This window comes from Micromonospora sp. CNZ286 (assembly GCF_014207755.1).
In genome coordinates, this window is record NZ_JACHIZ010000001.1 from 1,317,321 (window position 1) to 1,340,495 (window position 23,175).

24 protein-coding genes and 1 pseudogene are annotated in these 23,175 nt (G+C 70.4%); 21 read left to right on the top strand and 4 right to left on the bottom strand.

What is annotated here, in order from left to right; all coding sequences use genetic code 11:
• Positions 1–155: 155 nt before the first annotated feature.
• Positions 156–1,184 (top strand): 6-phosphofructokinase, encoded by a 1,029-nt coding sequence (locus tag FHX31_RS06300; RefSeq protein WP_030273929.1) that lies wholly within the window; start codon positions 156–158, stop codon positions 1,182–1,184.
• Positions 1,185–1,261: 77 nt separating this feature from the next.
• On the top strand, positions 1,262–2,074 hold the full coding sequence (gene proC, locus FHX31_RS06305; protein WP_091050175.1) for a pyrroline-5-carboxylate reductase: 813 nt from the start codon (positions 1,262–1,264) through the stop codon (positions 2,072–2,074).
• Between the two features lie 35 nt (positions 2,075–2,109).
• On the opposite strand, the gene FHX31_RS06310 is transcribed toward proC, so the two are convergent.
• Positions 2,110–2,838 carry a YoaK family protein gene (locus FHX31_RS06310; RefSeq protein ID WP_236619233.1) on the bottom strand — a complete coding sequence of 243 codons (729 nt, stop codon included), beginning with the start codon at positions 2,836–2,838 and terminating at the stop codon, positions 2,110–2,112.
• A gap of 137 nt (positions 2,839–2,975) precedes the next feature.
• Here FHX31_RS06310 and FHX31_RS06315 point away from each other — a divergent pair, with 137 nt between their 5' ends.
• From FHX31_RS06315 to FHX31_RS06385, 15 genes and pseudogenes are all read left to right on the top strand, one after another.
• Positions 2,976–4,391, top strand: a complete 1,416-nt coding sequence (locus FHX31_RS06315; RefSeq protein WP_013475746.1) for a sugar porter family MFS transporter — start codon at positions 2,976–2,978, stop codon at positions 4,389–4,391.
• 94 nt (positions 4,392–4,485) lie between these two features.
• Positions 4,486–4,788: an urease subunit gamma gene (locus tag FHX31_RS06320; protein ID WP_013287657.1), complete on the top strand. Its 303-nt coding sequence runs from the start codon at positions 4,486–4,488 to the stop codon at positions 4,786–4,788.
• Between the two features lie 42 nt (positions 4,789–4,830).
• Complete coding sequence (locus FHX31_RS06325; protein WP_030273923.1) at positions 4,831–5,334, top strand: urease subunit beta; 504 nt, start codon at positions 4,831–4,833, stop codon at positions 5,332–5,334.
• A 40-nt stretch (positions 5,335–5,374) separates the two neighbouring features.
• On the top strand, positions 5,375–7,093 hold the full coding sequence (locus tag FHX31_RS06330; RefSeq protein ID WP_184975424.1) for an urease subunit alpha: 1,719 nt from the start codon (positions 5,375–5,377) through the stop codon (positions 7,091–7,093).
• A 59-nt stretch (positions 7,094–7,152) separates the two neighbouring features.
• Complete coding sequence (locus FHX31_RS06335; RefSeq protein WP_013287655.1) at positions 7,153–7,716, top strand: urease accessory protein UreE; 564 nt, start codon at positions 7,153–7,155, stop codon at positions 7,714–7,716.
• 18 nt (positions 7,717–7,734) lie between these two features.
• Positions 7,735–8,412 carry an urease accessory protein UreF gene (locus FHX31_RS06340; RefSeq protein ID WP_223201363.1) on the top strand — a complete coding sequence of 226 codons (678 nt, stop codon included), beginning with the start codon at positions 7,735–7,737 and terminating at the stop codon, positions 8,410–8,412.
• A gap of 29 nt (positions 8,413–8,441) precedes the next feature.
• Positions 8,442–9,071 (top strand): urease accessory protein UreG, encoded by a 630-nt coding sequence (gene ureG, locus FHX31_RS06345; RefSeq protein WP_013287653.1) that lies wholly within the window; start codon positions 8,442–8,444, stop codon positions 9,069–9,071.
• Positions 9,068–9,985: an urease accessory protein UreD gene (locus FHX31_RS06350; RefSeq protein ID WP_184975427.1), complete on the top strand. Its 918-nt coding sequence runs from the start codon at positions 9,068–9,070 to the stop codon at positions 9,983–9,985. Before ureG ends, FHX31_RS06350 begins: the two co-directional genes overlap by 4 nt.
• A gap of 18 nt (positions 9,986–10,003) precedes the next feature.
• Positions 10,004–11,038, top strand: coding sequence for an urea transporter (yut, locus tag FHX31_RS06355; RefSeq protein WP_030273918.1), 1,035 nt, complete (start codon positions 10,004–10,006; stop codon positions 11,036–11,038).
• A gap of 13 nt (positions 11,039–11,051) precedes the next feature.
• Positions 11,052–12,692 carry an ammonium transporter gene (locus tag FHX31_RS06360; protein ID WP_184975429.1) on the top strand — a complete coding sequence of 547 codons (1,641 nt, stop codon included), beginning with the start codon at positions 11,052–11,054 and terminating at the stop codon, positions 12,690–12,692.
• Between the two features lie 56 nt (positions 12,693–12,748).
• Positions 12,749–13,120, top strand: a pseudogene (locus tag FHX31_RS32535) (maleylpyruvate isomerase N-terminal domain-containing protein); the annotation flags it as partial.
• Positions 13,098–13,535 carry a hypothetical protein gene (locus tag FHX31_RS32540; protein WP_402881403.1) on the top strand — a complete coding sequence of 146 codons (438 nt, stop codon included), beginning with the start codon at positions 13,098–13,100 and terminating at the stop codon, positions 13,533–13,535. The pseudogene FHX31_RS32535 and the gene FHX31_RS32540, both read left to right, overlap by 23 nt.
• A 158-nt stretch (positions 13,536–13,693) precedes the next feature.
• A complete protein-coding gene (locus tag FHX31_RS06375) occupies positions 13,694–14,044 on the top strand; it encodes a DUF2203 domain-containing protein (protein WP_041784221.1) in 351 nt (116 codons plus the stop codon).
• An 8-nt stretch (positions 14,045–14,052) separates the two neighbouring features.
• The gene (locus FHX31_RS06380; RefSeq protein WP_184975432.1) at positions 14,053–14,232 is read left to right on the top strand and encodes a hypothetical protein; all 180 of its coding nucleotides are present in this window, start codon (positions 14,053–14,055) and stop codon (positions 14,230–14,232) included.
• Between the two features lie 191 nt (positions 14,233–14,423).
• A complete protein-coding gene (locus FHX31_RS06385; protein WP_013287645.1) occupies positions 14,424–15,227 on the top strand; it encodes an SGNH/GDSL hydrolase family protein in 804 nt (267 codons plus the stop codon).
• Between the two features lie 63 nt (positions 15,228–15,290).
• Here the strand turns inward: FHX31_RS06385 and FHX31_RS06390 are convergent, their stop codons facing one another.
• On the bottom strand, positions 15,291–15,653 hold the full coding sequence (locus FHX31_RS06390; RefSeq protein ID WP_184975434.1) for a hypothetical protein: 363 nt from the start codon (positions 15,651–15,653) through the stop codon (positions 15,291–15,293).
• Positions 15,634–17,403, bottom strand: a complete 1,770-nt coding sequence (locus FHX31_RS06395) for a hypothetical protein (protein ID WP_184975437.1) — start codon at positions 17,401–17,403, stop codon at positions 15,634–15,636. Before FHX31_RS06395 ends, FHX31_RS06390 begins: the two co-directional genes overlap by 20 nt.
• A 342-nt stretch (positions 17,404–17,745) precedes the next feature.
• Here FHX31_RS06395 and FHX31_RS06400 point away from each other — a divergent pair, with 342 nt between their 5' ends.
• A complete protein-coding gene (locus FHX31_RS06400; RefSeq protein ID WP_184975440.1) occupies positions 17,746–18,654 on the top strand; it encodes a hypothetical protein in 909 nt (302 codons plus the stop codon).
• Positions 18,655–18,685: 31 nt separating this feature from the next.
• Here the strand turns inward: FHX31_RS06400 and FHX31_RS06405 are convergent, their stop codons facing one another.
• A complete protein-coding gene (locus FHX31_RS06405; protein ID WP_013287644.1) occupies positions 18,686–19,174 on the bottom strand; it encodes a glutathione peroxidase in 489 nt (162 codons plus the stop codon).
• 143 nt (positions 19,175–19,317) lie between these two features.
• Here FHX31_RS06405 and FHX31_RS06410 point away from each other — a divergent pair, with 143 nt between their 5' ends.
• The 3 genes from FHX31_RS06410 to FHX31_RS06420 all read left to right on the top strand — a co-directional run bounded on the left by FHX31_RS06410 (position 19,318) and on the right by FHX31_RS06420 (position 23,120).
• Entirely contained in the window at positions 19,318–20,952 is a 1,635-nt protein-coding gene (locus FHX31_RS06410; RefSeq protein WP_184975442.1) for a glycosyl hydrolase family 18 protein, read from the top strand.
• 173 nt (positions 20,953–21,125) lie between these two features.
• Positions 21,126–21,656, top strand: a complete 531-nt coding sequence (locus FHX31_RS06415; RefSeq protein ID WP_184975445.1) for a hypothetical protein — start codon at positions 21,126–21,128, stop codon at positions 21,654–21,656.
• A gap of 57 nt (positions 21,657–21,713) precedes the next feature.
• Complete coding sequence (locus FHX31_RS06420; protein WP_013475760.1) at positions 21,714–23,120, top strand: class II 3-deoxy-7-phosphoheptulonate synthase; 1,407 nt, start codon at positions 21,714–21,716, stop codon at positions 23,118–23,120.
• The last annotated feature ends 55 nt before the right edge of the window (positions 23,121–23,175 follow it).

The window sequence follows — 23,175 nt, forward strand, 5'->3', positions numbered from 1 at the left end:
AACGGCCCGGGGTGCGGTGCCGGCGTACACCTGCGCCGACTACAGTGCGCAGTGACGGCCCGCCCCGGGCCGGCAACGGCGCCGATGGTCTGATCTGACACATATCCTGGGGCTTATCCGGGCTTCACCTGATGCTCCAGGAGGATGAGCAGATCATGCGTATCGGCGTGCTCACCGGCGGCGGCGACTGCCCAGGTCTCAACGCGGTGATTCGGGCGGTGGTCCGCAAGGGCGTCGCCACCTACGGTCACGAGTTCGTGGGCTTCCGCGACGGCTGGAAGGGCCCGCTCGAGGGCCTGACCAAGCCGCTCGGCATCGCCGAGGTGCGCGGCATCCTGCCCCGTGGCGGCACCATCCTCGGCTCGTCCCGCACCAACCCGTTCAAGATCGAGAACGGCGTGGAGCGGATCAAGGACAACCTCGCCGCCCAGGGCGTGGACGCGCTGATCGCGATCGGCGGCGAGGACACGCTCGGCGTCGCGACCAAGCTGCACGAGCTGGGCGTCAACGTCATCGGCGTGCCGAAGACGATCGACAACGACCTCGGTGCGACCGACTACACGTTCGGCTTCGACACCGCCGTCAACATCGCCATGGAGGCGATCGACCGGCTGCACACCACGGCGGAGAGCCACCACCGCACGCTCGTGGTCGAGGTCATGGGCCGGCACGCCGGCTGGATCGCCCTGCACGCCGGTCTCGCCGGTGGCGCCAACGTGATCCTGCTGCCGGAGCGGCAGTTCGACGTCGAGCAGGTCGCCGGCTACGTCGAGAAGCGCTTCCAGCACCAGTACGCCCCGATCGTCGTGGTCGCCGAGGGCGCCCAGCCGCTGGACGGCCAGATGGTGCTGCACAACCAGGAGCTGGACGCGTTCGGTCACGTCCGTCTCGGCGGCATCGGCCAGTGGCTGGCCGAGCAGCTGGAGGCGAAGACCGGCAAGGAGGCCCGCACCGTGGTGCTCGGCCACATCCAGCGCGGTGGCACGCCGACCGCGTTCGACCGGGTGCTGGCCACCCGGCTCGGCCTGCACGCGATCGACGCCGCGCACGAGGGCGACTGGGGCAAGATGGTCGCGATGCAGAGCACGGACATCGTCCGCGTCCCGCTCGCCGACGCCACCCGCGAGCTGAAGACCGTGCCGCTGGAGCGGTACGCCGAGGCCGAGGTCTTCTTCGGCAGCTGATGTGTAAGGAGGGGCCCCCGCTTAACGCCTCGTGCATAGCAGGGGCCCCCTTTTAACAGTCGGAGAAGGGGGCACGGGTGGGCGGGCACACGGTCGCGGTGATCGGCGCGGGCAAGATCGGTGAGCTGATGCTCTCCGGGCTGCTGCGTTCCGGCTGGCCGGTGGAGCGGCTGCTCGCCACCGCGCGACGGCCGGCGCGCGCGCAGGAGCTGACCGACCGCTACGGCGTACGGGTGGTGGACAACCTGACCGCAGTGACCGAGGCCGAGGTGCTGGCCGTGTCGGTCAAGCCGCAGGACGCCGCCGCGCTACTGGACGAGATCGGCCCGAAGGTGCCGGCCGACAAGCTGGTCATCTCGCTCTGCGCCGGTCTGCCGACCGCCTTCTTCAACCGCCGGCTGCCCGAGGGCACCCCTGTGGTCCGGGTCATGACGAACACCCCGGCGCTGGTCGACCAGGCGATGAGCGCCATTTCGGCGGGCGCGTACGCCACCGGCGAGCACCTGGCCCTGGCCGAGGAGATGTTCTCCCCGCTCGGCGCCACCGTCCGGGTGCCCGAGTCGCAGCAGGACGCGGTCACCGCGCTGTCCGGCTCCGGCCCGGCCTACTTCTACCTCCTGGTCGAGGCGATGATCGACGCGGGCATCCTGCTCGGCCTGCCGCGCCAGGTGGCGCACGAGCTGATCGTGCAGACCGCGATCGGCTCGGCGGTGATGCTGCGTGACTCCGGCGAGCACCCGGTGAAGCTGCGCGAGGCGGTCACCTCGCCGGCGGGCACCACCATCTCGGCGATCCGCGAACTGGAGAACCACGGCGTACGCGCGGCCATGCTGGCGGCGCTGGAGGCGGCCCGGGACCGGGCGCGGGAACTCGCCGCCCAGGCCGACTGACGCCCAGGCGGACTGACGCCCAGGCGGACTGACGCTCAGCCGGGCCGCGACGCCGGTCCTGGTCGCCGGTGCCGGCGCAGCAGCAGGATCAGCACGGCCAGCGCGAGCGTCCCCCACAGCGGCACCCAGCGAGGCCGGTGCTGGGCGAGTGTGCCGACCGCGCCGCCGACGCTGTAGCTGACCAGGGCGAGCAGTCCGAGCAGGGTGCCCCGCCGGGCCCGGCCCCGGCCCGCGGTGGGGCCGAGCAGCCAGCGGGCGGCCCGCTCACCGGTCTTCGTCGTGGTGTCCGACTGGTACGTGATCGGCGTCGCGATGCCCGCGGTCCGGCTCGCCAGGGTGGTGAGGCTGCCCATGGCTACCGCGCCCGCGGCGGCGAGCAGCACCCGGGACGCCGTGCCGTGCCGGCCGTACGCGAGCACCAGGTTGAGCACCGCCCAGACGATCATGGCGGCCTCGGTGACCGCGATGTCGACGAGCGGCGCCACCGTCGGCCGGGTTCGGCGGCGGAGCAGATTCACCAGCCCGGCGGCGGTGGCGAACGCGACGATCGAGGCCGCCGAGACGGGCCACGTGGGGTGCCCGCCGGCCGGTCCCATGCCGAGGAAGATGGCGTTGCCGGACTGGTTGGCGACGAACGCGCCGTACCGCAGGAAAGCGAAGGCGTCCAGCGCGCCGGCGGTGACGACGGCGAGTACGAGCGCTGCGAGCGGGTGCCGGAACTCGCGGTAGGAGTCCGCGGGGCCGTACGGCGCCGACCGGTTCACCCTTCCCCCGTCCGTGTGCAGAAGCGACCACGGCAGCGTCATCGTTTCGCTGTCGGGCCGCTGCGGCGAACCTACTATATGTCGCATATGTAGGTTTTCGGCCGTTTCGGTGGGCGGTCGCCGGCGGACGGGGTGACATGGCGGCGAGCGGACGCGCGGCCGGCCGGCCGCCCCGCCACAACCTCGTGGCGATCGTGTCGATCGTCGTCCTGTCCGGCGCGTTCTTCGGCTACAACCAGGGCGTCATCAGCGGCGCGCTGCACGACATCCGGCACACGTTCGACGTGGACACCTTCGAGGTGGAGGTGGCGGCGAGCTGGGTGACACTCGGCGCGCTGGCCGGCGCGCTCGCCGGTGGTCACCTCGCCGACCGGATCGGCCGGCGGGGCGCGCTGTGGGTCGCCGCCGGGGCGTACGTCGTCGGCACGATCGTGCAGGCTGCGGCGCCGACCATCGGCGCCCTGCTCGGCGCGCGGCTGCTGCTCGGCGTGGGCATCGGCGTGGCCTCGGTCGCCGGGCCGATGTTCGCGGCCGAGGCGGCGCCGGAACGGATCCGCGGCGGCCTGCTCGCGGTCTACCAGTTCTCGACCACCTTTGCGATCTTCATCGGCTACCTGGCGGACGAGCTGTTCACCGGCGGCGAGTCGTGGCGCTACCTGCTCGGCGCGGCGGTCGTGCTGGGCGTGGCGCTGATCCTGGTGACAGTGGTGGTGCCGGACTCGGCGGTCTGGTACCTCAAGCGGGGCGACCGGCGCCGCGCCCGGGAGTCGCTGCGCCGGACCGTTCCCGAGCAGCGGGTGGAGCAGCGCCTCGGCGAGATCGAGAAGAGTCTGCACGGCCGCACGGCGAGCTGGCGGGAGCTGCTGTCACCGCAGTGGCGGCGTCCGCTCGCGCTCGGCGTCGGGCTGGCGCTGTTCCAGCAGACGACAGGGATCAACGGCATCATCTACTACGCCGACTCGATCTTCTCGGCGGCCGGATTCCGTACCCCGGAGGCACAGCTCTCCGCGACCACCTGGGCGATCGGCGCGGTGGACGCGGCGTTCGCGCTCGTCGCGGTGGGCCTGCTCGACCGCGTCGGCCGCCGGCCGCTGCTGCTGGTCGGCCTGGCCGGGATGGCGGTCTCGCTCGCCGTGGTGAGCGTCAGCTTCCTGGGCGCGGGCACCGGGCGCGGCGACGGCCGGATCACCACCTCGGGCCTTTTCCTGCTGGTCGGAGTGGTCTTCTTCGTCGCGTTCTACGCGGTGTCGATCGGGCCGGGCGCGTGGACCGTGATCAACGAGATCTATCCCGGTCCGATCCGCGGCCGGTGCGTGGCGATCGCGTCCGCGACCCACTGGGGCACCGAGTACCTGATCACGCAGTTCTTCCTGAGCCTGCTCGACGCGCTGGGCCGGTCGGGCGTGTTCGCGCTCTTCGCCGGGCTGTGCGTGCTCGGCTTCCTGTTCGTCCGGCGCTACCTGCCGGAGACCAAGGGCCGGACGCTGGAGCAGATCCAGCAGATGTGGGTCGCCGACTACCACCGGCGCGAGCGGGCCCACACCGGTTCCTGAAATCTCCCTGAACGGGCTGCGGGCGGACCAAACCGCTCTTACCGTGACGCAATAGCTGAAACCGTACATAAGGTGCGGACGAAGGGATCGCGAAGTGCATCTCACGCCGAAGGAATTCGACAAGCTGACGATCCACTCGTTGGCGATGGTGGCAAACGCCCGCAAGGCGCGCGGGGTCAAGCTCAACCACCCCGAGGCGGTGGCGGTCATCTGCGCCGCGGCGCTCGAAGGCGCGCGCGAGGGCAAGACCGTCGAGGAGGTCATGAACGACGCGAGCCACGTGCTCACGGCCGACGACGTGATCCCCGGCGTGGCGGACATGATCCCGATGCTCCAGGTCGAGGCGGTCTTCACCGACGGGTCACGGTTGATCACCGTCCACTCACCCATCCAGTAGAGCACGACCGGAGGCCACGGTCTCCGGCAGAGCGGGGGCGACATGGCGAAGCAACACCCGGGACCGAACTCCAAGCACCTTCGGCCCATCGGCGGCTACAAGCTCAGCGACCAACCTCTGGAGCTCAACGCCGGGCGGCCGGTGACCGAGGTGGTCGTGCACAACACCGGTGACCGGCCCATCCAGGTCGGCTCCCACTTCCACTTCTTCGAGGCCAACCGCTTCCTGGAGTTCGACCGTCCGTCGGCGTTCGGCAAGCGGTTGAACATCCCGGCCACGACCTCGATCCGGTTCGAGCCCGGCGACCGCAAGACCGTCCAGCTCGTCCCGTACGGCGGCTCCCAGCGGGTGTACGGCTTCAACGGCCTGGTCCAGGGCTGGACCGGCGACGGGCCGATCCCCGGCTACCGGCCGGACCGGGCCGAGGCGCTCCACCAGGCCCAGACGCGCGGCTTCAAGACCACGTCGCAGCAGCAGGACCAGGGCAAGGGCCAGAGCAAGGGTCAGGGCAAGGGCCAGGACAAGAGCGGCAAGGGCGACAAGTAGCCGGCAATCCTTCGACGCGCCAGAGCTGGAGCGACAACGCATGAGTCAGATCTCACGGCAGGAATATGCCGGAATATACGGCCCGACCACGGGCGACCAGATCCGTCTGGGTGACACCGACCTCTACATCGAGATCGAGAAGGACCTGCGGGTCCTCGGCGACGAGGTCATGTACGGCGGTGGCAAGACCCTGCGCGACGGCATGGGCAGTGCCAGCCAGGCCACGAGCGCCGAGGGCGTGGTGGACCTGGTGATCACCAACGTGACAGTCGTGGACGCGCTGCTCGGCGTGGTCAAGGCGGACGTGGGGATCAAGGACGGCAGGATCGCCGGGATCGGCAAGGCCGGCAACCCCAACATCATGGACGGGGTGACCCCGGGCCTGGTGACCGGTCCGGGCACCGACGCGATCTCCGGTGAGCACCTGATCCTGACCGCCGGCGGCATCGACGCGCACGTCCACCTGGTCACCCCGCAGCAGGTGTACGCCGCGCTCAGCAACGGCGTCACCACCCTCTGGGGCGGCGGCACCGGGCCCACCGACAGCACCAACGGCGTCACCATCACGCCCGGTCCCTGGAACATCCACAACATGATGCGGTCGTTCGAGAACCTGCCGATCAACATCGGCCTGCTGGGCAAGGGCAACAGCAGTGGCCGGGCGCCGCTCGTCGAGCAGATCATGGCCGGGGTGCCCAGCTTCAAGATCCACGAGGACTGGGGTGCGCCGCCCGCGGTGATCCGGTCCTGCCTGGCCGTCGCCGACGAGTACGACGTCCAGATCAGCATCCACACCGACACGCTCAACGAGAGCGGCTACATCGAGGACAGCATCGCCGCCTTCGAGGGCCGGACCATCCACACCTTCCACACCGAGGGTGCCGGCGGCGGGCACGCGCCGGACATCATCAAGGTCGCCGGCCAGATGAACGTGCTGCCCGCCTCGACCACGCCGACGGTGCCGTACGGCATCAACAGCCAGTCCGAGCTGTACGACATGATCATGGTCTGCCACAACTTCAACCCGAAGGTGCCCTCGGACGTCGCCTTCGTGGAGAGCCGGATCCGCACCGAGACCATCGCCGCCGAGGACGTGCTCCTCGACGAGGGCGTCATCTCGATGATGCAGAGCGACTCGCAGGCCATGGGCCGGGTGGGCGAGACCTGGCTGCGCACCGTCCAGCTCGCCGGGCAGATGAAGAACGTCCGCGGCAAGCTGGCCGAGGACTCCGACGCCAACGACAACTTCCGCGTCCTGCGCTACGTCGCCAAGATGACCATCAACCCGGCCATCACCCAGGGCGTCTCGCACGTCATCGGCTCGGTCAGTCCCGGCAAGCTCGCCGACCTGGTTCTCTGGGAGCCCGCGTTCTTCGGCACGAAGCCGAAGATGGTGCTCAAGGGCGGCATGATCGCCTGGTCGATCATGGGCGACCCGAACGCGTCGCTGCCCACCCCGCAGCCGGTCTACTACCGGCCCATGTTCGGCGCCACCGGCTCCCAGGTCGCCAAGAACTGCGTGACGTTCGTGTCCCGGGCCGCGCACGAGGCGGGGGTGGCCGAACAGCTCGGTCTGCAACGGCAGGTCATGCCGGTCTACGGCTGCCGCAACCTGACCAAGCGCGACATGGTGCGCAACGACCGTACGCCGAAGCTCGAAGTCGACCCGGAGACCTTCGCCGTGAAGATGGACGGCGTGCACGCGACAGTGCCGGCGGCCAAGAACCTCCCCCTCAGCCAGCTCTACTTCTTCAGCTGACCCGGCGCGGTGCCCGCCCCCGGCCGGGCCGGTGGCGGGGTCGCGTGAAAGGAGAACACATGCTCGTCGAAACGGTACTCGGCAACGTGAACGAGCCGGCCTGGACCGAGCGGCTCCGGGAGGCCAAGGTCGACGACCTGGTCCTCGACCAGTGGGACGCCCAGAAGAGCCGGCTGCGCCGGACCACAAGCCTCGGCACCGAACTGGCGCTGTCCCTGGCCCGCGGCGTACGGCTGCGCGACGGCGACGTGCTGGCCTGGGACGACGCCACCGCGACCGCGGTGGTGGCCCGGATCGCGCTCGGCGAGGTGATGGTCGTGCACCTCGACACGCTGCACGGGGAGTCGCTGGACATGGTGATCCGCTCGGCCGTCGAACTGGGCCACGCGATCGGCAACCAGCACTGGCCGGCGGTGGTGAAGGGCACCAAGATGTACGTCCCGCTGACTGTGGACCGCAAGGTCATGGACTCGGTGATGCGGACCCACGCGTTCACCGGTCTCACCCACGAGTTCATGCCCGGCACCGAGATCATCGCGTACCTGGCCCCGCACGAGTCGCGGCGCCTGTTCGGCGGGGCCGACTCGACCCCGCACACACACCTGCCCGCCGACCTGAACTGAGGGGCCGGGGTGTCCACGGTGACCGAGGCACTGAAACTGCTCCAGTTCGGCGACTCGGTCTTCCCGGTCGGCGCCTTCTCCTTCTCCAACGGGCTGGAGACGGCGGTCGAGCAGGGCGCGGTGCACGACCGGACCACGTTGCAGGAGTTCGTGCGTACCGTCACGCGCGCCGCCGCCACCGGCGACGGGGTGGCGCTGCTCGTGGCGCACCGCGCCGCCCGCGCCGGTGACCTCGACCGGATCCGGGCGGCCGACGAGGCCGTACACCTGCGCAAGATCAACGAGGAGACGCGGACGATGACCGTCCGCATGGGGCGCAAGCTGGCCGAGGCCGCCGAACGGGTGGTGGGGGAGTCCCTGCTGCGCAAGCGCGTCGCGGAGAGCGGCGGCGGCGTCCCGGTCACCTACCCGGTCGCGCTCGGCGTGCTCTTCGCCGAACTCGGCGTGGGCGAGGCGGACGCGTTCGCCGCCCACCAGTACGGCGCGGCCTCCATGGTGCTCGGCGCGGCGGTCCGGCTCATGCGGGTGGACCACCTCGACACCCAGTCGATCCTCTTCGCGGTCAACGAGCGGGTCGGCGAGGACTACGAGGAGGTGCGCACCGCCGGGCTCGACGACATGCAGAGCTTCGCGCCGCACCTCGACGTGCTGGCCGGCGCGCACCAGCACGCACACGTACGGATGTTCATGAGCTGAGCGCTCACCCACCTGAAGGGCTTTCGGAAATGAAATCAGCGAGTCGGATCGGCGTCGGCGGCCCGGTGGGCAGCGGCAAGACGGCCATCATCGAGGCCGTCGTGCCCCGCCTGGTCGAACAGGGCCTGCGCATCCTGGTCATCACCAACGACGTGGTCACCACCGAGGACGCCAAGCACGTCCGCCGCGCCCTGACCGGCGTGCTGGTGGAGGAACGCATCGTCGGCGTGGAGACCGGCGCCTGCCCGCACACCGCTGTTCGCGAGGACCCCAGCATGAACCTCGCCGCGGTCGAGGACATGGAGGCGCGGTTCCCGGACAGCGACGTCGTGCTCATCGAGAGCGGCGGCGACAACCTCACGCTCACCTTCAGCCCCGCGCTGGTCGACTACTTCATCTACGTGATCGACGTGGCGGCCGGCGACAAGATCCCGCGCAAGAACGGCCCGGGTATCTCCAAGTCCGACATCCTCGTGATCAACAAGACCGACCTGGCCCCGTACGTCGACGCCGACCTGGACGTGATGGCCCGGGACGCCGAGCTGATGCGCGGCGGCAAGCCGTTCGTCTTCACCAACTGCAAGACCGGCGAGGGCATCGACGACCTGGTGGACCTGGTCCGCCGCAACGCGCTCTTCGACGCCGAAGTCCTCGCATGACCACTCTGGACTCCGTCCGGGAACTCGCGCCGTACCAGGATCAGCCGGCGCAGCTGCCGGCCGCCGCGAACGGCAAGGTGGGCATCCTCCGGCTGGGGTTCGAACGGCGCGAGGACCGGACCATCATGCGCGACGTCTTCCGGCAGTCCCCGCTGCTGGTGCAGCGCGCGCTGTACTGGGACGAGGAGATGCCGGGCCTGCCCTGCGTCATGATCCTCACCACCTCCGGCGGCGTGCTCCAGGGCGACCGGCTGCGGATGGACGTCGACCTGGGGCCGGGCGCGCAGGCGCACCTGGTCACCCAGGCCGCCACCAAGATCCAGGAGATGGACGCCAACTACGGCACCCAGGCCCAGAGCTTCACCCTGGCCGAGGACGCCTACCTGGAGTTCCTGCCCGAGCCGGTGATCCCGTTCCGGCGCAGCCGGTTCGTCTCCGACACCGTGGTCCGGCTGCCGGAGACCGCCACCATGCTGTACGCCGAGGTGCTCCAGCCCGGCCGCAAGTACTACCGCGACGGCGAGATCTTCGCGTACGACCTGTTCTCCACCACCCTGCGGGCCGAACGGCCCGACGGACGGCCGCTGTTCGTCGAGAAGTTCGTCATCACGCCCGGCCGCTTCCCGGTGTCGCGGATCGGGATGATGGACCGCTTCCACGTCTTCGGCAACGTCGTGCTGCTCACCGACCCGGACCGGGCGGCCCGGGTCTTCGAACGGACCGCGACGCCGGTGTGGGACGAGCAGACACCGCTGGCCACCGCGGTCAGCCGGCTGCCGAACGACGCCGGCCTGGTGTTCAAGGTGCTCGGTCAGGAGACCGAACCGGTCCGCGCCGCGGTACGCGCGTTCTGCACTGCCGCCCGCGAAGAGGTGACCGGCTGCACCTTCCCGCCGGTCTTCAGCTGGCGTTGAGGCGAGGAGGGCAGCGACATGGCCGACATCGGACGAGGCTGGCGCCACCTGGCCGACCGGAACCCGCTGGTCCGGTTCGTCGACGCCGGCCTGCGCGGCGCCGCGCAGGTGGTGCTCCAGAACAACCCGCTCAGCGGCCTGCTCATCCTGATCGCGCTCGCCTGGGGCGCGTTCGAGAACGGGACGCCCCGCGTGTTCGGCGGCGGCGTGCTCGGCCTGGTCGTGGGCACCGCGACCGCGCTGGCGCTACGGGTCGACATGTCCAGCTGGCGCAAGGGCCTGTTCGGCTTCAGCCCGCTGCTGACCGGGCTCGCGGTGCCCACGTTCCTCGACCAGCGCCCGCTGATGTGGCTCTACCTCGTGCTCGGCGCGATCGGCACGGTGGTGGTCACGCTCGCCCTCAACGCCGTCTTCAAACGCTGGAACCTGACCGCCTACACGTTCCCGTTCGTGCTCACGACCTGGTTCCTGCTGATGGCGGCGTACCAGTTCGACAGGTTCACAGTGCTCACCAAGCTGACGCCGAAGTTCCCCGGTGAGGGATCGCTGACCGGCGGCACGTTCGACTGGGGCCTCATCCCCGTCTTCTTCAAGGGCGTGTCCCAGGTCTACCTGATCGAGAGCTGGGTCACCGGCCTGCTCATCCTCGTCGCCCTGCTGATCAACTCCCGGTGGTCGGCGCTGTTCGCGGTGATCGGCGCCGTCGGCGCGACACTGCTGGCGCTCTGGTTCGGCGCCGACGGCGCGTCCCTGGACAAGGGGCTGTTCGCCTTCAACGCGGTGCTGACCGCGATCGTGGTGGGCGCTGTCGCGAACCGCCCCGGCGCGCTGGTGACCGTCTACACGCTGTTCGGCATCGCGCTGACGCTGTTCGTGCAGATGGCGCTGACCACCATGCTCACGCCGCTCGGCATCCCGGTGCTGACCGGGCCGTTCAACATCGCGACCTGGCTGTTGCTGCTGCCGGACCGGCACTTCGCGCCGGTGCCGAACCACGAACGGGTGAAGGACACCGTGCTGCACACCGTCCGCGACTCCGTCAACCTGCGATAGAAGGAGGGAAACCGTGTCCGCTCCGAACGCGGGTGACACCGCCTGGGTGCTCGTCTGCGCCGGCCTCGTCCTGTTCATGACGCCGGGGCTCGCCGCGTTCTACGGCGGCATGGTCCGAACCCGCAACGTGCTGGCGATGCTGCAACAGAACATGATCGCGCTCGGCGTGGTCAGCCTGACCTGGGTGCTCGTCGGCTACACGATCGCCTTCGGCGACGACGCCGGCAGCGGGCTGTTCGGCAACCTGGAACTGTTCGGGCTCACCGACCTGAAGGTGCCGCCCGCACCCAACCTGCACGTGGTCGACGGCCGGATCACCATCCCGACGCTGGCGTTCGTGCTGTTCCAGATGATGTTCGCGGTGATCACACCCGCGCTCGTCACCGGCGCCACCGCGGGCCGGCTGCGCTTCGGCGGCTGGGTGCTGTTCCTCGCGGTCTGGTCGATAGTGGTCTACGCGCCGATCGCGCACTGGCTCTGGCACCCCGGCGGGTGGCTGGCGAAGTTCGGCACCCAGGACTGGGCCGGCGGGCTGGTCGTGCACGCCAGCGCCGGCGCCGCCGTCCTCGCCGTCCTGCTCGTCGTCGGCCGACGCCGGGACTGGCCGCACACCGCCGCGCCGCCGAACTCGATCCCGCTGACCATCGTCGGCGCCGGCATCCTCTGGTTCGGCTGGTTCGGCTTCAACGGCGGCGACGGCCTCCAGGCCAACGGCCTCGCCGCCCAGGCCGTCCTCAACACGCACCTGGCCGCCGCCGCGGCGATGCTCGTCTGGCTGGCGCTGGAACGCGTCACCGACGGACACAGCACAGTCGTGGGCGCGGTCTCCGGCGCGGTCGCGGGCCTCGCCACGGTCACCCCGACCGCCGGGTACGTCAACGCGGCCTCGGCCGTCGCGATCGGCGCGCTGGCCGGCCTGGTCTGCCACTTCGCGCTGAAGCTGAAGTACCTGCTGCGCCTCGACGACGCGCTCGACGTGCTCGCCGTGCACTTCGTCGGCGGCATGCTCGGCACGCTCCTGCTCGGCCTGTTCGGCAACCGCGGGGTCAACCCGCTCGGCGCCGACGGGCTGTTCCTCGGCGGCGGAGGCGGCCTGCTGTGGCGCCAGCTCGTCGGCGTGGTGAGCGTGGTCGCGTTCTCCTTCGTCCTGACCTGGCTGATCGCCGCCGGGGTGCAGGCGCTCATCGGCCTGCGTGTGCCGCCGGCCGACCAGGAACGCCTGGACCAGGCGCAGCAGGGCGCCGACGCGTACCACCTTGGCGGCGTGACCAGCCTGACCGCGCCGGGCGCGCCCCGGCGTCGTACCGCCGCGGCGCCGGCCGGCGAACCGTCCGTGCCACCCGGACAGCGGGTACGGGTGGTCACCGCGCTGCTGGAACCGGACCCGGCCGCGAACAGCGCCGACCTGCGCGACGCGCTGCTGCGCGCGGGCGCGATCTCGGTCATCGTCAGCGACGCCGCCGTGGCGACCACGACGCCGCAGGCGAGCCTGCTGCCGCGCGGCTACTGGCAGGACCAGCCGTTGTCGGCCCGGCTGCGCGTCACAGTGCTGGTGGGTGCGGACGGGGTGGGTGCGGTGCTGGACGAGCTGGACCGGATGGGGGCGCGCCGGAGCGACACGTTCGTGCAGGAGGCGGAACGGGTTCAGTCCTGACAACCTGGCTGCGAAAACCGCTGTCCGGTCGCCGGGCGCACTGGTAGAAAGCCGACGTGCACAAGACGTTGACGTTCTCCGATCATCTGCGGCTCATCGACGAACGGTCGACCGCCTTCCGTATCGCGGTCGCCGCGGCGCCCAGCCTCGACATGAAGGTTCCGACCCATCCGGAGCGGACCCTGTTCGATCTCGTCCAGCACGTGGGTACGGGCCGCCGCAAGACAGCCGCGATCGTCGCCGCGGGGCCTGCGGACGGGCCTCCGGAGAAGTCGGCCTGGGAGGACGGCAAGGGTGCGCCCCGGGAACGCGAGGCATTGCTTGCCTGGTGGACCGAGTCCGTCGAGCAGTTGACGAGGGCGCTGGGTGAGGCCGGCCCGGATCGCGGATGTTGGACGTGGTGGGATGACTCGCCGTCACCGCAAACCGCTGGTGCCTGGGCGCGGCGCCAGGTTCCCGAGATCGCGGTGCACACCTACGACGCCCAGCTCACGGTGGGCACCCCCCCAGCCGCTGTCGGAGGAGGTCGCCCTCGACGGTTTCGACGACTGCCAGTTCACCCTCTGCGCGACGACTGTCGCCTGGCCACACCAGCCCGCCGTCGTCGATTACCACGCCATCGAGGGCCGCTCCTGGCGCCTCCGGCTGTCCGCCGACGGGGCGCAGGTCGCCCACCTCACGCCCGCTGCCGGCGAGGTCCCGGACACGGCCGACGTCTCCGCCCGGGGCACAGCCAGTGACCTGGTCCTGTTCTTCTACGGCCGCATACCGCTGGATTCCCTGAAGTTCGAAGGCGACCGTCGCATCTTCGATCAGCTCATCGCCTGGGATCCGTCCGTGTAACCGCGTCCACAGCTGATGTCAGCACGCAACTCTCGGTGGCCACGCCGCAGAACACCAGATCGGTCCAGCCCTCCCGGGCAGTCAGGTCCGCGCCCTCGCTCGTGACGTGCGGCTGGGCGGTGACCCGGACGACACGGGTCGTGCCGCATACTGGCCCGGTGTTCACTCTCGCCCAGGCGCGTCACCTGGTGGCCACGTTGCGGCCGCGCGTCGACGAGCTGATCCGGCTGCGGGCCGACCTGGCCGAGTTGCGGGTCGACCTGGCCGACCACGGCGTCAGCGCGCTCGGCGGGCTCGCCGAGGTGAAGGCGCTGGAGGCGCGGCTGCACGTGGTGGTGGACGAGTTCCACCAGCATGAGATCGCGGTCAAGGGGATCGCCCCGGTGCTGCTCGACTTCCCCGGTGAGCGCGACGGCCGGGCGGTGCTCTGGTGCTGGCTGGAGGGGGACACCGACATCCGGTGGTATCACCGGGTCGAGTGCGGGTTCGCCGGCCGCCGTCCGGTCTGAGCCGGCCCGTGGGACACGCGCGCCGGGCGGTGCCGTCCGACGCCGACGAGCTGGTGCGGTTGCGCGGGCTGATGCTCCGCGGCATGAGCGGGTCGTCGGTGCTCCGCGGCATGAGCGGGTCGTCGGCGTCTTCGACGTCAGTACCGACCCGGCGTACCGGTGGCGCGGACACAGTCGAGCCTGCCTGACCGCCCTGCCGACCTGGCGATGCGCCTGACGTTCCCGGCGGAACAATCCTTCATCCCGGTCCGCGAAACCGGCAACGATTTGTAGGCGTAAGTCGCTATGCGCGCCCGACCGCAAATCGGTGATCTTCCATGCGGTGTGATCTTATTGATATCTATCTCTCACCACCACTTCACGCCTCCAGGAGTGCGACGTGCGGAGATCCCGTCTTGCCACCCTCGCCCTGACTCTGGCCGCCTCGGTCGGGGTCACTCTGTCTCTGGCCGCCCCCGCCCAGGCGGCCCCGTCCGACCGCTACGTCGCGCTCGGCGACTCGTACGCCTCCGGCGTCGGCGCCGACAGCTACACCTCCGAGAGCGGTAACTGTCTACGCAGCACGAACGCCTACCCGGCGCTCTACAACACCAATATCAAGCCCGCGTCGTACCGTTCGGTCGCCTGCTCCGGCGCCACCACGGCGGACGTCATCAACAGTCAGCTCTCCGCGCTCTCGTCGACCACCACGCTGGTCAGCGTCACTGTGGGCGGCAACGACGTCGGCTTCGCCAACATCATGAGCACCTGCGTGCTCCAGGGGGAGACCCAGTGCGTGGCGGCCGTGCAGTCCGCCATGAACGTGGCCCGTACCTCGATGCCGGGCCGGCTCGCCAACGTCTACAACGGCATCAAGAGCCGCTCGCCCTCGGCCCGCGTCGTGGTGGTCGGCTACCCGGTCTTCTACCAGCTCGGCACTCCCTGCGTCGGGCTCAGCGCGACGTCCCGGGCGAAGATCAACGAGGGCATCAACCTGCTCGACGACATCACCCGCACGGCCGCCGTCTCGGCCGGCTTCACCTTCGCCGACGTCCGCTCCATCTTCGTCGGCCACCAGCTGTGCAGCTACGGAACGAAGTGGCTGCACGCGCTGAACGTGCTGAGCCTGAGCAAGTCGTACCACCCGACGGCCGCCGGGCAGTCCGGCGGCTACTACCCGGTCTTCCGGGCCGCCGCCGGCTGACCCCGGTCCGCCCGGCTGTGCTTTGTCCTCGGTGAGGCCGGAGCACAGCCGGGCGCCGGACTGTCAGCGAAGGAACTGCGTGATCAACTGGCTCAGACCCCAGGTGCCCCCGGCGATGCCGCCGATGGCACTGAGGCGGTTGACCAGCCGGTCCACCTTGGCCATGATCCGCTTACGGTCCGGCTGGTCCTGCCGGATCAGGTCCGCGATGTCGTCGACCTCCTCCAGTGCCAGCTCCGGTTCGTTCAGCTGGGACCGGTTCTCCTCGATCAACCGCCGGGTCCTCCGCAACTCCTCCAGGATCGCCGGCAGCGAGGCATCACCGGTCTGGTTGATCTGATTCGCGGTGGCGTTCTGCCCGACCGCCACCGGCCCGATGGACGATCCATGGATGACCACCCCCCGGTTACCGTCCTCCTGCGTCATTGCTCTTCGCCTTTCGCTTGCCGCCGCCGTTGTCCAGCAGCGCCGTGGCTCCGGGGCCGGCGGCTGCGGGCCCGTGGTTGTCGCCGCGGATGAAGACGCCGTGGTTGTTGAAGACGTTCATCCGGGTCTCGTACTCGGAGGTGTCGATGCCCTGGCCGGCCAGGTAGCCGAGCACTGCCTCGCTGACCCGCCGCTCCATCAGCTTGCTGTACTTCTCCGCGTCCAGCCGTTGCAGATAGGTCACCGGCCGGCTGGCGGAGGCGAGCTGCCGGACCTCGGCCCGGGCGCCGAAGTCGTACCGGGGAAGCTGTTCGGTCTCCCGGTCCGCCCGGGTCATCCGGCGGTTGGCGCCGATGGCGCGGACGACGGTGCGCACCAGCCGCACCGGGGCGGTCAGGATGGCGGCGCCGAACAGTCGCAGGGCCTCGCGGAACGGCTCCCACCAGGTGCCGTCGCTCGCGACGTGCTGATCCAGGTCGAGGAACTTCTCCCGGATCGGCCCGAGGACCGTCGAGACGCTCTCCACGTAGAGCATGCCGCCCTCGACCGCAATGTGTGTGAAGGTCGAGACCACGACGTTCTGGTACTCGGCCGGCATGATGACGTCTCCGGCGTTCCCGGTCGCCTCACGGATGTCGGCGCCGACGCTCGCCCGCAGGAAGTGGCGAACGCTCGGCTGCGGCGCACGGATGATCGCCTCGACTGCCTGTGGCGAGGCATGCGAGAAGGGCTGCCGGCCTCCCGCGTCGATGAGGGGATAGTTCCGCCACTGCGCGCCCGAGGCCACAACCTGGTCCCGCAGCACGAGGCCGGTCATGCGTTCGTGCGCCGGCAACTCCATCGAGCCGAGCGCCGCCAGGCGTCGTTTGACGTGCCGGTTCAGCGCCACCGGGTCCACGGCGACAGGGTCAGTGACGGTCGGCCGGTGCCCGTCGGGCCCTCGGTCCCGCTTCAGCTCCATCGCCACCGACCAGGCGCGGACCACATGGCCACTGCCGAGGAACGGGTCGTAGCCTGAGTGGAGGACGACGTTGCCGTGCTGTGCGATAGCGACGGTCTTCATCCGGCGGAGGATCGCCGGGTTGGTCACCTCGGGCGGTTCGTGACGTGCGCCGGGTGCCAGGTCGCGAGTGAAGATCCGCAGGACGGTCGCGCGGGCGAGGGCGACGACGGCCAGGACGCTCAGGCCGAGCCCGATCAGCCACCAGAGCACGGGCCAGTACGACGTGGTGAGCTCCGACGGCGCCGACGTGTCCGGCGGAGTGCCGCTGGACAGGCCGAGCAGGACCAGCAGCGGTGGGCCGATCGTCCATACCAGCGCCGCTAGTGCGAGGCCGCCGAGCACGAGGTATGCCGTCGACCGGTCCGCCCGTTCGGCGGGCGGGCTGAGGAAGTTCGCCAGGAACGCGATGCCGGCCAGCAGGACCGTGGACCAGGTCGCAGCGAAGAATCCCACCAGCAGGATCGCCGAGACGAGCGCGTTCTGGAGTAGCCAGAGATGCCGTGCGTGGTAGCAGTGACGCAGGATCGGCTCCAGGTCGTACCCGATGGTCGGCACGACGGCCCGATGGCCGTCGTCGATCAGTTCGGCGATTACTCCATCGGCGAATCGCTCACTGCGGTATGCCGCTCCGCACAAATAGCGGGTGGTCGGCGACATCGGAGCCTGTTGTCGTTCGCGCGGCGGATTATGCGTGAAGAATCGCGTCGTTTCTGTCGGGTTCCTGTCACCGTCGATCGTGCTCGTCATGTGATCACCAATCGATGACGATGGTCCGGGGTCAGCCACGTTATGAGTTCCCGCCCTCTGCGGGAAAGTGGCCGTAGGTACCGCTCGCCGGGTTCGACGGGCCGATCCGTTCGTACGGCCGGACGGAGTTGCGGTCGAACAGGACACAGTCGCGATTCGGTGTTGCGCGACGACAACCGTTTCCGATTCACTCGGGCGAATTCTTTCTCCCGAGGACGCGGGGAGCTGCCGATGTCTGTTCGAGAATGCGCGGAATGCGGTTCGGTCGTTCCGTCTGCCGCGTCGCTCTGCCCGGTCTGCGCCGCGCCTTTCGCCCCGTTGGCAAGCGGCAGGTCCAAACCGGTGGGCCGTGACGAGCCCACGACGTCCGAGAGCGACGTCACCGCGCCGGCCCGGAGCCCCGGCACCGTGCTGGGCTTTGGCCCCGAGCCGTTCGAATTGCCGGTGCCCGTCGACGACGAGCGGGTCGCTGTGACCGGACCGGAGGTGGTGATCGAGCCGGACCGGGTCGCCGAGCTGGATCGCCTCACCGAGCCGGACGACGGCCACGGGTCGGACGGTCCCAGTACCGGGCCGGAACCGCGGCGGGCGTTCCTGCGCGCCATGCTGGTCGCCGCCGTCGTCAGCCTGGCGATCGCACTCGGGGCCGGTGGCGTCCTGTGGTTGGTGCGGGACGACGCCGACGTGCCGGGCGCCGACCCGTCGCCCGGGCAGACGCACAGGATTGAGGACGACCCGGGGGCAGGCACGGATGCGCCCTCGTCCGACCCGGCGAGCGCCGATCCGTGGGAGCTGACGCCGTCCCCTTCGGAGTCACCGGCCGTGGTCGGCCTCGTGACGATCGAGGCGGGCGTGGTGGACGCGCGAGCGGCTGAGGTCGCCCGCACCTTCGACGCCTACTTCAGCGCCGTCAACAACCGAAACTATCCGGCGGCCGCGGCCATGTTCGATCCGGCCGGGGACGTCCTCGACCCGGACGACGGCGGGGCCGTGGAACGGTTCGGGCGTCAGCTCGTCACCACGCACGACTCCGACGTGGTGCTGCGCTCGCTGACCGACGTCGGCCAGGGAGTGGTCGCGGCCGTGGTGACCTTCCGGAGCACTCAGGACCCCGGCTACGGGCCGAAGAACCGCCCGCAGGAGACCTGCACGCTGTGGCAGGTCCGGTACGAGCTCTCAACTACCTCGTCCGGGACGTACCGGATCCTGCGGAGCAAGTCCGCGGTGCCGTCGCGGCCCTGCGCGGCGTAGCCGGGGCGGCAGCCGGCCCCGGCTGCGCCCGTCAGGCCGGCAGGACCTTCTCGATCGCCGCGCGCAGCTCGGGATCCTCGGGCGTGACCTGCGGGCCGAACCGGGCGGCCACCGTGCCGTCCGGCGCGACGAGGAACTTCTCGAAGTTCCAGCGCACGTCGCCGGTGTGCCCCTCGGCGTCCGGCGTGGACACCAGCTCCGCGTAGAGCGGGTGCCGGTCCGGCCCGTTGACGTCGACCTTTTCCGTCAGCGGGAACGTCACGCCGTAGTTGACCTGGCAGAACTCCTCGATCTCGGCGGCGCTGCCCGGCTCCTGGCCGGCGAACTGGTTGCACGGCACCCCGAGCACCGTCAGCCCGCGTCCGGCGTACGTGTCCGCGAGTTCCTGAAGGCCCGCGTACTGCGGGGTGAGGCCGCAGCGGGAGGCCACATTGACCACGAGCAGGGCGCGGCCGCGGTAGCGGCCGAGGTCGGCCGGGCCGCCGGTGAGGGCGTCGATCTGGACGTCGAAAACGGTCATGGGACGAGGCTACGACCCCTCGCGCCCACCGTCCCGCGTCACCCGTGAAATCGATGCATCTACATCTTGACGAAGTGGTGACGGCGTGAGTAGCGTCTCAGCAATCAATTTGGAAAGTTTCCTAACTATTGGAGGGACGCCGTATGAAGAGATCGCTCCGCCGGGCCCTGTGGGCCACCGGCGCCGTGGTCGCGCTCGCGGTCGCCGCGGTGCCCATGACCACCGCGTCGGCCGCCGGCAGCGTCACCGCCACGTTCGCCAAGGTGCAGGACTGGGGGACCGGCCACGAGGGACGGGTGACAGTCACCAACGGCACCAGCTCCACCCTCAACGGCTGGCGCATCGAGTTCACGCTGCCCTCCGGCACCTCGATCAGCAGCTCCTGGGACGCCGACATCACCCGCAGCGGTGACCGCTACGTGGCGGTCAACAAGAGCTGGGCGTCGACGCTCGCCCCCGGCGCCAGCTTCAGCTGGGGCTACAACGGCACCGGCGCGTACAAGGCACCGGTGAGCTGCACGATCAACGGCGGCTCCTGCACCGGCGGCGGCACGCCGACGACCACCGCGCCGACCACGGCGCCGCCGACCACCACGCCACCCACCACCACGCCGCCGACGACCACCCCGCCGACCACGCAGCCGCCGACCACGCCGCCGCCCGGCGGCAAGAAGATCGTCGGCTACTTCGCCGAGTGGGGCGTCTACGCCCGCAACTACCACGTCAAGAACATCCACACGAGCGGCTCGGCGGCGAAGCTGACCCACATCCTGTACGCCTTCGGCAACACCACCGGCGGCCGGTGCAGCATCGGGGACAGCTACGCCGACTACGAGAAGGCGTACACCGCGGCGGACAGCGTCGACGGCGTCGCCGACACCTGGGACCAGCCGCTGCGCGGCAGCTTCAACCAGCTGCGCAAGCTGAAGAAGATGTACCCGAACCTGAAGGTGCTCTGGTCCTTCGGCGGCTGGACCTGGTCCGGCGGCTTCACCCAGGCCGCGCAGAACCCGGCCGCGTTCGCCGACTCCTGCTACTCCCTGGTCAAGGACCCGCGCTGGGCGGACGTCTTCGACGGCATCGACATCGACTGGGAGTACCCGAACGCCTGTGGCCTCCAGTGCGACAGCAGCGGCCCGAACGCGTTCAAGAACGTGATCTCGGCGCTGCGGGGCAAGTTCGGCTCCAGCTTCCTGGTCACCGCGGCGATCACCGCCGACGGCAGCAACGGCGGCAAGATCGACGCCACCGACTACGCCGGCGCCGCGAACAACCTCAACTGGCTGATGCCGATGACGTACGACTACTTCGGCGCCTTCAACGCCCAGGGGCCGACCGCGCCGCACTCGCCGCTCTACTCCTACGCGGGCATCCCACAGCAGGGCTTCTGGTCGGACGCGGCGATCCAGAAACTCAAGTCCAAGGGCGTACCGTCCAGCAAGCTGCTGCTCGGCGTCGGATTCTACGGACGCGGCTGGACCGGTGTGACCCAGGCCGCACCCGGCGGCAGCGCCACCGGCGCGGCCCCGGGCACCTACGAGGCCGGCATCGAGGACTACAAGGTGCTCAAGAACAGCTGCCCGGCCACCGGCACCGTCGGCGGCACGGCGTACGCCAAGTGCGGCAGCAACTGGTGGAGCTACGACACCCCGTCGACCATCGGCGGGAAGATGAGCTACGCCAACAGCCAGGGCCTCGGTGGCGCGTTCTTCTGGGAGCTCTCCGGTGACACCAGCAACGGTGAGCTGATCGGCGCCATCAAGGGCGGTCTCGGCTGAGCCGAGGGCCGACGCACCACCCACCCGGCGGGGAGGGGCCGCACCGGCCCCTCCCCGCCCGCGTGCCGTCCTGGCCGAGCGCGCCGATCCGGGTCAGGATGGGGAGTCACCCGGCCGATCTGGCCGGATGTGGCACACTCGCCGCTCGACGAGTCCACGCGACGGGAGGACAGATGGGTCGCAGCAACCGGGGCCGGTTCACCGGGCTCGCCCTCCTCGCGCTCCTGCCGGCCGCCCTGACCGCCTGCGGATCCGGGAGCCAGAGCGGCGACACCCCGCCCACCGGGAAGGCTCCGGCCGAGGAGGCGGCGGCCAAGAGCCGGGAACGCGTGCAGGCGTACCTGGACGCGCTGACCGCCCGCGACGCCGCCGCCGGCCGCAGCCAGCTCTGCGCGCCCATGCATGCCGCCTTCGACTCCGCCGCCACCGGCCCGAACGGCGACTTCGCCGACCACTTCACGGTGCCCGAGGCGACGATCACCGAGGTCCGCTCCGGCCCGAACGGTCAGGAGGTCAGCGCCTCGATCACTGTTGCCGCCGGCTCGCGCAAGGCCGCCCGGTCGCTGCTGTTCACCGTCACCCGTAACGGCGCGGACTGGTGCATCTCCGGCGAGGCGCCCGGCGAGCGCGCGGTCGAGCCGACCGCCGACCCGGCGGGGCCGCCGCCGCCGGCGATGGCGCCCTCGCCGGTGTCCTCCCAGTGACCGGAACCATCCCCCTCGGCGGTGAGTGATCGCGACGGTCGCCGTACGCTTTCCTTCATGCGCCATGAGTGGCATCAGCTGAGTCACCCCGCCGTGGGCAGCCCTGGTCTGCAGACCAGCCGCCCGACCGCCGACTCCGCCGAGGACGCGGCCCTCGGCCTCGACCGATGGCGGGAGCTGCCGCGCGCGCAGACCCCGCCCTGGGACGACCCGGCCCAGGTCGCCGAGGTCTGCCGGGTGCTGGACACGGTGCCCTCGGTGGTCGCGCCCTACGAGGTCGACCAGTTGCGGCAGCGGCTCGCGCTGGTCTGCGAGGGCAAGGCGTTCCTGCTCCAGGGCGGTGACTGCGCGGAGACCTTCGCCGACAACACCGAGAGTCACCTGCTCGCCAACGCCCGCACGCTGCTCCAGATGGCCATCGTGCTCACCTACGGCGCGTCGCTGCCGGTGGTCAAGGTCGCCCGGGTCGCCGGCCAGTACACCAAGCCCCGGTCCCTGCCGACCGACGCCCGGGGCCTGCCGGCCTACCGCGGCGACATGATCAATTCCCTGGAGGCCACGCCGGAGGCGCGGGTCGCCGACCCGCAGCGCATGATCCGGGCGTACGCGAACTCGGCCGCCGCGATGAACATGCTCCGGGCGTACCTGGCCGGTGGGCTGGCCGACCTGCACGCCGTGCACGACTGGAACAAGGACTTCGTCCGGCGGTCCCCGGCCGGCGAGCGCTACGACGCGATCGCCCGCGAGATCGACCGGGCGCTGGCCTTCATCCGCGCCTGCGGCATGACCGACGACGAGGCGCTGCGCACCGTCACGCTGCACTGCTCGCACGAGGCGCTGGCGCTGGAGTACGACAGGGCGCTGACCCGGATCTCCAACGGCAAGGCGTACGGCCTGTCCGGGCACTTCCTCTGGATCGGTGAGCGGACCCGGCAGATCGACGGGGCGCACATCGACTTCATCTCCCGCATCGCCAACCCGATCGGCGTCAAGCTCGGCCCGACGACCACCCCGGACGAGGCGATCGAGCTCTGCGAGAAGCTCAACCCGGACAACATCCCCGGCCGGCTCACGCTGATCAGCCGGATGGGCAACCACCGGGTCCGCGACGCGCTGCCGCCGATCGTCGCCAAGGTCACCGCCGCCGGGGCGAAGGTCGTCTGGCAGTGCGACCCGATGCACGGCAACACGCACGAGTCCTCGAACGGCTACAAGACCCGGCACTTCGACCGGATCGTCGACGAGGTGCTCGGCTACTTCGAGGTGCACCGGGGCCTGGACACCCACCCGGGCGGCCTGCACGTCGAGCTGACCGGCGAGGACGTCACCGAGTGCCTCGGCGGTGCCCAGGGCATCGAGGATCTCGACCTGCCCGACCGGTACGAGACCGCCTGCGACCCCCGGCTGAACACCCAGCAGTCGCTGGAGTTGGCGTTCCTGGTGGCGGAGATGCTCCGTGGCTGACGCGAGGAGTGAGCTTGCGAGCCCCGCAGTCGGCAGCCGGAGGAGGCACAGTGGC

Coding starts and splice junctions, on each gene's coding strand:
- FHX31_RS06300 (WP_030273929.1), top strand. CDS start 156: ATGCGTATCGGCGTGCTCACCGGCGGCGGCGACTGCCCAGGTCTCAAC.
- FHX31_RS06315 (WP_013475746.1), top strand. CDS start 2,976: ATGGCGGCGAGCGGACGCGCGGCCGGCCGGCCGCCCCGCCACAACCTC.
- FHX31_RS06325 (WP_030273923.1), top strand. CDS start 4,831: ATGGCGAAGCAACACCCGGGACCGAACTCCAAGCACCTTCGGCCCATC.
- FHX31_RS06330 (WP_184975424.1), top strand. CDS start 5,375: ATGAGTCAGATCTCACGGCAGGAATATGCCGGAATATACGGCCCGACC.
- FHX31_RS06335 (WP_013287655.1), top strand. CDS start 7,153: ATGCTCGTCGAAACGGTACTCGGCAACGTGAACGAGCCGGCCTGGACC.
- ureG (WP_013287653.1), top strand. CDS start 8,442: ATGAAATCAGCGAGTCGGATCGGCGTCGGCGGCCCGGTGGGCAGCGGC.
- FHX31_RS06350 (WP_184975427.1), top strand. CDS start 9,068: ATGACCACTCTGGACTCCGTCCGGGAACTCGCGCCGTACCAGGATCAG.
- yut (WP_030273918.1), top strand. CDS start 10,004: ATGGCCGACATCGGACGAGGCTGGCGCCACCTGGCCGACCGGAACCCG.
- FHX31_RS32540 (WP_402881403.1), top strand. CDS start 13,098: ATGACTCGCCGTCACCGCAAACCGCTGGTGCCTGGGCGCGGCGCCAGG.
- FHX31_RS06390 (WP_184975434.1), bottom strand. CDS start 15,653: ATGACGCAGGAGGACGGTAACCGGGGGGTGGTCATCCATGGATCGTCC.
- FHX31_RS06395 (WP_184975437.1), bottom strand. CDS start 17,403: ATGACGAGCACGATCGACGGTGACAGGAACCCGACAGAAACGACGCGA.
- FHX31_RS06405 (WP_013287644.1), bottom strand. CDS start 19,174: ATGACCGTTTTCGACGTCCAGATCGACGCCCTCACCGGCGGCCCGGCC.
- FHX31_RS06410 (WP_184975442.1), top strand. CDS start 19,318: ATGAAGAGATCGCTCCGCCGGGCCCTGTGGGCCACCGGCGCCGTGGTC.
- FHX31_RS06415 (WP_184975445.1), top strand. CDS start 21,126: ATGGGTCGCAGCAACCGGGGCCGGTTCACCGGGCTCGCCCTCCTCGCG.
- FHX31_RS06420 (WP_013475760.1), top strand. CDS start 21,714: ATGCGCCATGAGTGGCATCAGCTGAGTCACCCCGCCGTGGGCAGCCCT.